This window comes from Bordetella genomosp. 8 (genome assembly GCF_002119685.1).
Classification (GTDB): domain Bacteria; phylum Pseudomonadota; class Gammaproteobacteria; order Burkholderiales; family Burkholderiaceae_B; genus Bordetella_C.
Genome location: NZ_CP021108.1, coordinates 4,250,830 through 4,262,066, shown reverse-complemented (window position 1 = coordinate 4,262,066; position 11,237 = coordinate 4,250,830). Strand labels below are relative to the sequence as shown.

9 protein-coding genes and 1 rRNA gene are annotated in these 11,237 nt (G+C 63.8%); 6 read left to right on the top strand and 4 right to left on the bottom strand.

Annotated elements, in window-relative coordinates; translation table 11 throughout:
* Window positions 1–91: 91 nt before the first annotated feature.
* The 3 genes from CAL12_RS19405 to CAL12_RS19395 all read left to right on the top strand — a co-directional run bounded on the left by CAL12_RS19405 (window position 92) and on the right by CAL12_RS19395 (window position 2,666).
* Window positions 92–1,108, top strand: coding sequence for an NADP-dependent oxidoreductase (locus tag CAL12_RS19405; protein ID WP_086066126.1), 1,017 nt, complete (start codon window positions 92–94; stop codon window positions 1,106–1,108).
* 40 nt (window positions 1,109–1,148) lie between these two features.
* Window positions 1,149–1,763, top strand: a complete 615-nt coding sequence (locus tag CAL12_RS19400; RefSeq protein WP_086066125.1) for a transglycosylase SLT domain-containing protein — start codon at window positions 1,149–1,151, stop codon at window positions 1,761–1,763.
* Between the two features lie 132 nt (window positions 1,764–1,895).
* The gene (locus CAL12_RS19395; RefSeq protein WP_086066124.1) at window positions 1,896–2,666 is read left to right on the top strand and encodes a hypothetical protein; all 771 of its coding nucleotides are present in this window, start codon (window positions 1,896–1,898) and stop codon (window positions 2,664–2,666) included.
* Here CAL12_RS19395 and CAL12_RS19390 read toward each other — a convergent pair.
* Window positions 2,663–5,176: a DUF3772 domain-containing protein gene (locus CAL12_RS19390; RefSeq protein WP_086066123.1), complete on the bottom strand. Its 2,514-nt coding sequence runs from the start codon at window positions 5,174–5,176 to the stop codon at window positions 2,663–2,665. The two genes, CAL12_RS19395 and CAL12_RS19390, sit on opposite strands and share 4 nt — an antisense overlap.
* Window positions 5,177–5,281: 105 nt before the next feature.
* Window positions 5,282–5,848 carry an HdeD family acid-resistance protein gene (locus CAL12_RS19385; RefSeq protein ID WP_086066122.1) on the bottom strand — a complete coding sequence of 189 codons (567 nt, stop codon included), beginning with the start codon at window positions 5,846–5,848 and terminating at the stop codon, window positions 5,282–5,284.
* Between the two features lie 193 nt (window positions 5,849–6,041).
* Between CAL12_RS19385 and CAL12_RS19380 the strand changes: the two genes are divergently transcribed.
* On the top strand, window positions 6,042–6,752 hold the full coding sequence (locus tag CAL12_RS19380) for a glutathione S-transferase (protein ID WP_086066121.1): 711 nt from the start codon (window positions 6,042–6,044) through the stop codon (window positions 6,750–6,752).
* Here CAL12_RS19380 and CAL12_RS19375 read toward each other — a convergent pair.
* On the bottom strand, window positions 6,728–7,687 hold the full coding sequence (locus CAL12_RS19375) for a LysR substrate-binding domain-containing protein (protein WP_086066120.1): 960 nt from the start codon (window positions 7,685–7,687) through the stop codon (window positions 6,728–6,730). The genes CAL12_RS19380 and CAL12_RS19375 overlap by 25 nt on opposite strands.
* Window positions 7,688–8,000: 313 nt before the next feature.
* Here CAL12_RS19375 and CAL12_RS19370 point away from each other — a divergent pair, with 313 nt between their 5' ends.
* Window positions 8,001–8,270: a hypothetical protein gene (locus tag CAL12_RS19370; protein ID WP_086066119.1), complete on the top strand. Its 270-nt coding sequence runs from the start codon at window positions 8,001–8,003 to the stop codon at window positions 8,268–8,270.
* Between the two features lie 130 nt (window positions 8,271–8,400).
* Here the strand turns inward: CAL12_RS19370 and CAL12_RS19365 are convergent, their stop codons facing one another.
* Window positions 8,401–8,967, bottom strand: coding sequence for a carboxymuconolactone decarboxylase family protein (locus CAL12_RS19365; protein ID WP_232464568.1), 567 nt, complete (start codon window positions 8,965–8,967; stop codon window positions 8,401–8,403).
* 692 nt (window positions 8,968–9,659) lie between these two features.
* Here CAL12_RS19365 and CAL12_RS19360 point away from each other — a divergent pair.
* Window positions 9,660–11,190: ribosomal RNA gene (locus CAL12_RS19360) — 16S ribosomal RNA — on the top strand.
* Window positions 11,191–11,237: the final 47 nt, after the last annotated feature.

Sequence of the window (11,237 nt, the reverse complement as noted above, 5' to 3'; positions counted from 1 at the left end):
GCCGTGCAGTGTCTAATACCGGGGTTCCGGCCCGTATTTCGGCTGGCAGGGCTGCGGCACGGCGCCGTGGCCGAACAGCGAGGTATCCACCATGTCCGTTTCCTCCAGCACCCGGGTCGTGCTGGCCGCGCGCCCGCAGGGCGCCGTGCGCGCCAGCGACTTCCGCATCGAAACCGCGCCCCTGGCCGAACCCGCGGAAGGCGAGGTCCAGTTGCAGGTGCGCTATCTGTCCCTGGATCCCTATATGCGCGGCCGGATGGATGAACGCAAGTCCTACGCGCCGCCGGTGGCCTTGGGCAGCCCCATGGAAGGCGAGACCGCCGCGCAGGTGATCGCCAGCCGGCATCCGGACTATGCCGTCGGCGACATCGTGCTGGCGCGCACGGGCTGGTGCAGCCATGCCAATGTGGCCGCTCGCGGCCTGCGCAAGCTGGATCCCGCGCTGGCGCCCCTTACCACCGGCCTGGGCGTGCTGGGCATGCCCGGTTTCACCGCCTACAGTGGGCTGCGCTTCATCGGCCAGCCCAGGACGGGCGAAACCGTGGTGGTGGCGGCCGCCAGCGGGCCGGTCGGTTCGCTGGTGGGGCAATTGGCCCAGATCCAGGGCGCCCGGGCCGTGGGGATCGCCGGCGGCGCGGACAAGTGCGCGCACGTCAGGGATGAATTGGGCTTCGACGCCGTGGTCGACCATCGCGACCCGGATTTCCCCGAGCGCCTCGCGCAGGCCTGTCCCGATGGTGTGGACGTGTACTTCGAGAACGTCGGCGGGGCGGTGTGGCAGGCGGTGCTGCCCTTGTTGAACAAATACGCCCGGGTGCCGGTCTGCGGCCTGATCGCCCAGTATGACGGCGCCGCCGCGGACGGCCCCAACCTGCTGCCCGCCACCATGCGCGAGATCCTGTCGCGCAGCCTGACGCTGCGCGGCTTCATCAATTTCGAGTTCGCCGAGCACTTTCCCGATTTCCTGCGCGAAGTCGGCGAAGCCGTGGCCAGCGGACGCGTCCGCTATCGCGAGGACATCGTCGATGGCCTGGAAAACGCGCCGCGGGCCTTCATGGGCATGCTGAAAGGCGCGAACTTCGGGAAGCTGCTGGTTCGTGTTTCCTGACCGCCGCGCCCGGCGCGCGCCCGCCGGATCCATGCGCCCCATGGCCGGCCTGCGCGGCGCCGCCGTGCTGGCGGCGGTTTCCGCTTCCGTATGGCTGGCCGGCTGCGCGAGCGCGCCGCCGCGCAATCCGGAAGACATCTGCGCGATCTTCCGCGAAAAGGACGACTGGTACGAAGCCGCGCTGGACGTCCAGAAAAAATGGGGCGTGCCGGTGCAGGTGCCTTTCGCGATCCTGTTCCAGGAATCCGGCTTCCGCTACGACGCCAAGCCGCCGCGCGACTACCTGCTGGGCTTCATCCCCTGGGGCCGCGTCAGCTCGGCCTATGGCTACGCGCAGGCCAAGGACGAGACCTGGAGCGACTACGTGAAGCAGAACAACCGCTGGTTCGCCAGCCGCGACGATTTCGACGACGCCCTGGATTTCATGGGGTGGTACATCGACAAGACGCAGAAGCTCAACGGCGTGTCCAAATGGGACGCCTATGGCCAGTACCTGGCGTACCACGAGGGCTGGGGCGGCTATCGCGCCAAGAGCTACAACCGCAAGCCCTGGCTGATCGGCGTCGCGCGCAAGGTGCAGGCGCGCGCCGATCGCTTCCGCCAGCAATATGCCGGTTGCAAGGACGATCTCGACTCCGGCTTCTGGCCGTTCTAGGCAGGGTCTCCGACCGCCTGTGCGGCCCATTCTCATATGCGCCCGAGGGGGCGCCACGTACGATTGCCGCTGGATTATCGTGCTGTGGAATTGAACGGAATGGCATCGGACAGACTGAAAGCAAGATGCGGCATGCTGAGAAGCCAGGTTGCGCCCGGCGACATCATGCTCAAACTATATTTCGACAGCGTCGTCGGCGATCCGATCGGCGCCGTCATCAGCGGGATGACCGGGTCTCATTATGTCCACGGCGGCATCGCCGGCAAGGGCAGCGTCGCCGGGCAGAGCAGCTTCATTTATGACGTGAATGGCGGTTTGCCGCACGATGGCAATGAAGGCCTTTATGGGCGGCGGCCCGTGCACATGCTGAAGCGCGACCTGATGGTCAATTCCAATCGCCTGGCGCCGAACATCTACAGGTCTACGCTGGAAAAGGACATGATCAGGGTCGGCTACCACGTTTGGCGGTGCAAGCGTAAGGACGTCGCGGAGCTCGTGCACAGGGAGGCGCCCGCTTTCGTGGTGCGTGGCACGAACGAAAGGTGGAAATACAATCTCGCGGCACTGGCCCTGGAAAAACGTTCGATCCTGAAGCACGTGTTCGGTCCCAGCGAGCAGGCTGAAGACAGCAGGCTCGCGACGGAGCGGGAGGTCATACGCGCGGGCGGTTCCTTCGTCGACGCGGCGGTCGCCGCAAAACGGATATTCTTTTGCACCGAATGGATCGCCTGGATGTACAAGATGGCGGTTTATAAACTCGCGCAGTCGAGCGTCCAGCCTTACGGGATGGATATGACGCTCGCAACCCATGACGCCGGCCCCGGCCAGCTCGCCCAAGCGCTGATCAATTCGCGCTGTTTCTCATTCGTCGGTGAAATCCTGCCTCGTCATTCCAACCCTTAGGCGTCCTCTTGCCCCGGCGCCGGAGCTGGGCGAGGCTGCTCCACCGCCGTTATGCCCGGCAGCAACGGCGCGGCCGGGGCGCTCACCAGCATGGTCGGTGGCTTGCCCAGGCCGATGTTGGCGGCAGCCAGGCGCTGCAGCACCTCGAACAACAATGCGCTGCGGGTGCCGTAGGCCTGGCGCGGCGAGCCGACGTAGCCGGTGGCGTTGAACACCAGGTTGCCGGCGTCGATACCATCCAGGAATACATTGGGCGCGGGCGTTTCCAGCACGTCCTCGTGATCGACGAACGCGGAGAGAATGATCTCGCGCGCCTTTGCCGCATCCGTGCTCAAGGGCATGGGGAGCTTGATCTGGACCAGCCCCAGCGGATTGGCATGGGTGACGTTGCGTACGGTCTTGGTGATGAACTCCGAGTTCGGCACGATCACCGTCGAACGGTCTCCCATCTGGATTTCCGTCGCGCGGACATTGATGCGCCGGATATCGCCTTCGACGCCGCCCAGCGACACCCAGTCCCCAACCTTGACCGGCCGCTCGGCCAGCAGGATCAGCCCCGATACGAAATTCTGCACCACCGCTTGCAGGCCAAAACCGATACCCACCGACAGGGCGCTGGCCACCCAGGCGATCCGTTCCAGTCCCAACCCCAGGGCGGACAGCGCCAACCCGACCGCGACGACCACCCCCACATAGCCGAACAGCGTGGTGGCCGAGGTCTGCATGCCCAGGTCCAGCGTCGTCGTCGGCAGATAGCGGGTGATCAGCCACCGCTTCAGGAGCCGGACGCCCAGCAGTCCGGCGAACAGCACCAGGAAGCCCTGCACCAGCGCGGCCGGGCGCAGCTGCACCTGCCCGATGGACAGTCCGTTCAGCAGTTGCTCGGCGCGCTGGAGCAGCTCCATCGGGCCTTCGGCGAACTGGCCCAGCACCATGATCAGTGCGATCAGGCCGATCAACAGACGCGCGAGGCCGGAGAGCACCACCGCGGCCTGGTCGCGGATGCGCGGTTCGTAGCCCCGTTCGTGCGCGTCGCCGTCGCGTGGGGGCGTTCCCAGCACGGACATGAAGAAGTCGTCGACCAGCAGCGCCAGCAGATAGGCGGAGCTCAGCACGATGAGCGCCCACACCACCTGCTTCGCGACGAAGTTGCCGAACGCCACGTAGCCGGTAAATACCGCAATCAGCGACCCCGCGGCCATCAGCCACGCGAGGCTGACCGCGATCAGCAGCCACAGGTGGCGCGGCGGAGCCTGTCCTTTTTCGGGATCGTGCAGCACCTTGCGGCGCGTGCGCTCCAATCGCACCAGTCCGACGACGATGACCACCACCAGCAGGACCGTCACCAGGCAATTGACCGCGATAGTCGTCGAGAGGCTGCCGTTCAGCGAAACCGGCAGTCGATCGAGCAGCCACACCAGGACGATCAGCGGACCCAGCACGTGCGGGAACCAGCGCATCTTCTTGGCGATCCGATCCGGGATGTCCGGCAGCCGCCACGACGGTCGCGAAGGCGACAGCAGCGCCAGCCCCAGCCCGGTCACGTAGCCGCCCAGGCACAGGATGCCGGCGAATCCGGATATCAAGGTTTCCAGCTCGTCCGGCAGCTGTCCCTGCCAATCCAGGCCGATGTAGAGCAATTGCCCGATCAGCCCGGGCGCCAGCGTGGCCGCCATCACGACGATCAGGGCATGGAAGGAACGGCGCAAGCGTCCCGCGGGGACCCGCGACGCCGTGAAACGGCGCATTTGCCGCGCGGCCAGCACGGTCAATCCCACGATGACCGCGGCCGCCAGCAGCAGGATGCTCCACACCCAGCCCGGAGTGCCGCCCAGCGCGGCCGCCAGTTCGTCCCGCAGGCTGGCCAGGCGGCTCATGTCGCGCGGCAGGTCGTTCCTGAAATCGTCGCGGAATTGCGCGCCCAGTATGGACGGCCGGCGTTCGCCCAGGCGCGCCTGGAACTGCGAGCGGCGCATGGTCGATATCGATTCGGCCGTCTGCACGCCTTCGACGGACAGCAGGCGCGCGAGCTTGATCTGCGCGTCCAGCGTCGATCGGGTTTTCTCCAGTTCCGCCCGCTGGGCGGCGATGTCGCGCGCCTCCTTGCCGGTGTCGGTCGAGGGGCCCAGTTCCGTCAGGCGCGCCTGCACCGAGGTCAGGATGGGCGCGAGCTTGTCGGCGATGCCGTCCGCCTTGGACTGGATATCGCTCGCGGCCGCCCGGCGGCGGAGCAGTTCGGCGTCATCGGTCTGTTCGGACAGGTTCTTGCGCAGCGCCTCCATGTCCTTGCGCGCCGCGTCCAGCGCCTTGTCTATCTCCTGCTGGCCATTGGGCGCCTGCGCCTGGACGGGCGTCCAGCCCGCCGCCAGGAACAGGCTCAGGCCCAGCAGAAGCGCCAGCAGTGGCCGCGCGGCGGCGAGTCGGAGCCAGGATCCCCGCGTGCGGGTGGCGCAATGGCGGGGCCGGTGATGGGGGGGCAGGTCGGCTGGAAGGAGTGCTGGGTAACGCATTGGCGCGGTGCAGGTTGAGGACGCCGAAGCATACCCCGCGGGCAACACCATGGCTGCAACAAAAATATGCCGGCGCCCCCGGGGAAATGCGCCGCGCGTCGTACCCTACACCGGCGCGTGCTGCGTCGTGGCTTGGCCGCGGCGTGCCTGTATGCCCATCGCCAGCAACAGAACGCCGCTTGCGATGGCATAGATGCTGATCATCCAGACCAATGCGAGCGCCCCGGCGCCAGGCACGATGACCACGCCCAAGCCGAACACGATGGACACCAGGCCCGCCAGCACCAGCAGCCAGGTGTGCTTGATCGTGTCGCGATGGCGCACGGCGACGACGATGTCCAGCACGCCCGCCACCAGGGCATTGACGCCCATGATGAGCACCAGTGCCAGCGCCGTGATGGCTGGCCACACGATGGCGATGATGCCGCAGGCGATCGCCACCAGTCCCAACAGGATGATCATCCACGTGTCGCTCGCGCGCGCCGGCGTCCCGCGGGCTCGCCATGCGCCGGCGACCGCGGCGATGCCGCCCAGCACCGCGTAGGCGGCGAACATCGCCACCAGGACCAGCAGCGTCAGTACCGGCCAGGCCAGCGCCAGCACACCGAACGCGATTCCGAGTACGCCGCGCACGACGAGTACCCACCAGGCATTGCTTATCACACCGTTCATGGTTCTCTCCTTGAAGCAAGGATTGCCGTCGACCGGATATGTCGGCGTGACCACGCTACCACATCGTTTCCCGCCTGCGTTCGTCCGCAACGTTTTGCGTTTGCCACCTGGCCGATACAAGCCCGGCCGGATCCTGCCTATCATTGATGGGTACACGGTTTGCTATCTAGCGCGCTTCAATGGAGACGCGGCAATGACACCTTACGATCTCTGGTATTGGGACGGTATTCCCGGACGTGGCGAGTTCGTCCGGCTTGCATTGGAAGCCGGCGGTATTCCCTATCGGGATCGGGCGCGGGAACCGGGCGGCGACGAAGCCATCGTGCGCGATATGAAGGCCCGCGATCATCATCCGCCGTTCGCGCCGCCTTATCTGGTGGGCGAAGGGATATCGGTGGGGCAGACCGCCAACATCCTGCTGTTCCTGGGCGAAAAACATGGCCTGGCGCCGCAGGACCTGGCCGGCCGGCTCTGGGTGCACCAGATACAGCTGACCATCGCCGACCTGGTCGCCGAAGCCCACGACGTGCATCACCCCATTGCGAACAGTCTCTACTACGAGGACCAGAAGAAAGAGGCGGCGCGCCGCGCGAAGCATTTCCGCGAGGAACGCATCCCCAAGTTCCTGGCGTGGTTCGAGCGCGTCCTGGTGCATGAGGGCATGTGGCTGGCCGGCGGTGAAAAATGGACTTATGCCGACCTGTCGCTGTTCCAGCTGATGGACGGGCTGCGCTTTGCCTTCCCCAAGCGCATGGCGGCGCTGGCGGGCCAGTATCCCAAGGTCAGGCGCCTTTACGAACGTGTGGCGGCCTTGCCGGAGCTCAAGGATTACCTGTCCAGCGAACGCCGTCTGCCTTATGGCGACGGAATCTTCCGGCACTATCCGGAGCTCGACGCCAGTTGATGCGCGTTTTCTCCCGCGCGTGATGCTTCCAGCGCCGCCAGCGATACGGACAGCTCGTCATATATCCAGTCGCGCAGCGCGGCCAGTGGCGGCCAGTCGGACAGCGCGGGGGGATACACCAGGTGATAGGCGCGCGCGCTTTCATATTCGATCGCGATGGATGACAGCCTGACCAGATGTCCGTCACGGAGCGCATCTGCCGCCAGCAGCTCGCGCACTACGGCCAATCCCAGTCCTTGCTCCGCCGCCGACAGGAGCAGCGCCGCGTCGTTGAAGACCGCGACCGGGGTGACCTTGCCGCGCTTGCCGCGTATGCCCGCCGCGGCGAGCCAGTGTTCCCACAAGCCGCTTTCCCCCAGCAACGGTTCGTGCAGGTAGTCCTCCGGCGTGGCGCCGGCCAGGCGGCGGGCGATGGCCGGGCTGGCGACCGCGATCATCGCCATCGACCCATCGAACAGGCGGTCGGCGACGACGCCCGGCCAGTTACCCAGGCCCTGCCGTAGCGCGGCATGGAAGCCGTCGCGCTGCAGGTCGACGACACGCTGCGAGGTCTCGATTTCCAGCGCCAAGCCGGGATGCCGCTGATGCCAGCGTCCCATGCGCGGCAGCAGCCAGCGCTGCGCGAACGAAGGCAACACGCTGATGCGCAGGCGCTGCTCCGTCGTGCCGGCCGCCGCCGCGGCCGCCTGCACGCCTTCGTCCAGCACGGCCAGGGCGCCTTGCACGCTGCGCAGCAGGGCCGCGCCGGCGGCGTTCAGCACCACACGTCTGCCACGTCGATCGAATAGCGCATGTCCCAAGCGTGATTCCAGCAGGCGGATCTGTTGGCTGACGGCGCTGTGCGTCAAGTGCAGGGCCTCCGCGGCGGCGCGCAGGTTCTGGCTTTCCGCCACCGCGCGAAAGACGGGCAGGGTGTTGAGGGGAAGGCGGCTCATGGTGGGGACTCAGGGGCGAGGTTTCACCGCTCGCATGGCTGGTAAGAATAACTATCCAGGCTTGCCAGAAATGATGGCTTCCTGTGGGTTGATTGGTTGAATATTCTAACCACCCTCATCAGGGAGCGCTCACATGTCATTTCGCCCCAACACCATGTCGGAGAAATCTGAAAAAGAAGGCGGGCTGTCCTCATCGTCCTGGAATACGGCGACCTCGAGGAACCGCCCCATCGGCGGCGGTGACTCCCAGGCGCCTGTTGCCGTACGCAACGGCTCGTGCAAACCCCTATCTTGTTCTCATGAGGAGCAACCCATGTCCGACAACGCTACCGCTGTGGCCGCCATTTCGTCCGCGCCCGTCGAGCGCGCCGGTGTATGGCGCGGTTTCCGCGCATTCTTCGCCGCCCCGTTCGTCGCGCTCTGGGAGAGCTGGTCGACCCCGGATACCTCGCTCAAGCTGCATCAGCTGACCGAAGCGGAGCTTCTTGATATGGGGGCTTCCCCGGACGAACTCGCCGAAGCCCAGGCCTTGCGCGAATTCGAGCAGCATCGCGCCTATGCCATGAGCCTTTATTACTGGTAGTTAATTACGGGTATTTAATTACTGGTAGTTAATTACTCGTAGTGGACTTACTTCGGTTTACTTCAGTCCGCCGATTATCGGCGCGCTTCAACCGAGATTCGCCACCCGTCCGCCGGCTTGCGGCGTCGAGCTATACGCCCAGTTCCACGCTTTCGCCTTCCGGCGGCCGGATATCGAAGGCGCCCAGGGTCATGGCGATCAGGGTGTAGTACCCCGCAATGCTCACCAGGTCGATCACGCCGGCTTCACCCAGCACATGGACTGTCCGGTCGTAGAGTTCCTGCGGTGTCCGGCGCGTCTGGTGCAGCACCGTCAGGAATTCGTGGACCAGCGCTTCATCCGCATGCGCATAGGGAATGGCCGTGCCGTCGCGCAGGGCGTTCACCATTCTTTCGTCCAGGCCAGCCTTGATGGCGCGCGGCTTGTGCGCCCACCATTCATATTCGGAACGCCAATGGCGCGCCATGATCAGGATCGCCCATTCCGACAGCCGCGTTGGCAGGCTGGTCTCGTAGCGGCAATACTGGCCCAGCGCCTGCGCATGTTCCGCCATGGCGGGCCGATGTAGCCACACCGCGAGCGGGCCGCGTACCTGCCCGCGAGGCCCGGAAGTGATCACGTCGTGGATGCGCTTCTGTTCGGGGCTCATCTGCGCGGGTTCCAGCAAAGGAACACGGGGCAAACGGGGGGTGCTCATGCGGGTCTCCAGGGCTGCACGTCTGGCGCCGTGGATGGAGCTCCCGGCATGCGGGACTGTCATCCCGGTGTCAAAACACAATGGCAGCGGGTATATCGGATCGACATTGTGGGGGCAGGCCGCCTACATCGATCTGAAACGGTGCGGCTTTCATCCGCATGGCCACACGCATCGCGAATTCCTGTGCTATAGTCGCGCCCCTTCGCTGCTGAAGCGAAGGGCGAGAAGAAGTCGGTACCCCTGGTTTGGCGGCATGGCCGTTGGATCGGGAGGGGCGGGGCAAGCGTAGTGCTGGCGCCGCAGTCAAAGCGGCAAAGCAAAATAAAGCGACGCTGATTTGACAGCCCCAAAAAAACGCTTCATAATCTCGTTTCTCTGCTGCTGACACAGCAACGACGCAAAGCAAATAGCGAAGCGGCGGTGCCAGCGAAAAAGCGGAACTGCTCTTTAAAAACTAAACAACCGATAAGTGTGGGCGCTTGATGGATGTAGGCGCACCTGAGCCGGTCTGGCGTGCGGACGTAACAGTTCGAGCGTAGGGCGGGCCAGGGCCGAAGAAATCAAGTGCTCACAGAAGTAAGTGTCAGGAATCAGATGGTCGCAAGATCGTCTGGGTTCTATCACTTCCTTTGAGAGCGCTAAGCGAAAGACAGTCCGGGTCGATGGACCTTGGGTTGTACGAAACAGAGATTGAACTGAAGAGTTTGATCCTGGCTCAGATTGAACGCTGGCGGGATGCCTTACACATGCAAGTCGAACGGCAGCACGGACTTCGGTCTGGTGGCGAGTGGCGAACGGGTGAGTAATGTATCGGAACGTGCCCAGTAGCGGGGGATAACTACGCGAAAGCGTAGCTAATACCGCATACGCCCTGAGGGGGAAAGCGGGGGATCGTAAGACCTCGCACTATTGGAGCGGCCGATATCGGATTAGCTAGTTGGTGGGGTAACGGCTCACCAAGGCGACGATCCGTAGCTGGTTTGAGAGGACGACCAGCCACACTGGGACTGAGACACGGCCCAGACTCCTACGGGAGGCAGCAGTGGGGAATTTTGGACAATGGGGGCAACCCTGATCCAGCCATCCCGCGTGTGCGATGAAGGCCTTCGGGTTGTAAAGCACTTTTGGCAGGAAAGAAACGGCGCCGGCTAATACCTGGCGTAACTGACGGTACCTGCAGAATAAGCACCGGCTAACTACGTGCCAGCAGCCGCGGTAATACGTAGGGTGCAAGCGTTAATCGGAATTACTGGGCGTAAAGCGTGCGCAGGCGGTTCGGAAAGAAAGATGTGAAATCCCAGGGCTTAACCTTGGAACTGCATTTTTAACTACCGGGCTAGAGTGTGTCAGAGGGGGGTGGAATTCCACGTGTAGCAGTGAAATGCGTAGATATGTGGAGGAACACCGATGGCGAAGGCAGCCCCCTGGGATAACACTGACGCTCATGCACGAAAGCGTGGGGAGCAAACAGGATTAGATACCCTGGTAGTCCACGCCCTAAACGATGTCAACTAGCTGTTGGGGCCTTCGGGCCTTGGTAGCGCAGCTAACGCGTGAAGTTGACCGCCTGGGGAGTACGGTCGCAAGATTAAAACTCAAAGGAATTGACGGGGACCCGCACAAGCGGTGGATGATGTGGATTAATTCGATGCAACGCGAAAAACCTTACCTACCCTTGACATGTCTGGAATCCCGAAGAGATTTGGGAGTGCTCGCAAGAGAACCGGAACACAGGTGCTGCATGGCTGTCGTCAGCTCGTGTCGTGAGATGTTGGGTTAAGTCCCGCAACGAGCGCAACCCTTGTCATTAGTTGCTACGAAAGGGCACTCTAATGAGACTGCCGGTGACAAACCGGAGGAAGGTGGGGATGACGTCAAGTCCTCATGGCCCTTATGGGTAGGGCTTCACACGTCATACAATGGTCGGGACAGAGGGTCGCCAACCCGCGAGGGGGAGCCAATCCCAGAAACCCGATCGTAGTCCGGATCGCAGTCTGCAACTCGACTGCGTGAAGTCGGAATCGCTAGTAATCGCGGATCAGCATGTCGCGGTGAATACGTTCCCGGGTCTTGTACACACCGCCCGTCACACCATGGGAGTGGGTTTTACCAGAAGTAGTTAGCCTAACCGCAAGGAGGGCGATTACCACGGTAGGATTCATGACTGGGGTGAAGTCGTAACAAGGTAGCCGTATCGGAAGGTGCGGCTGGATCACCTCCTTTCAGAGCAAGCGTTTGCGTTTGTTAAGCGGCCACACTTATCGGTTGTT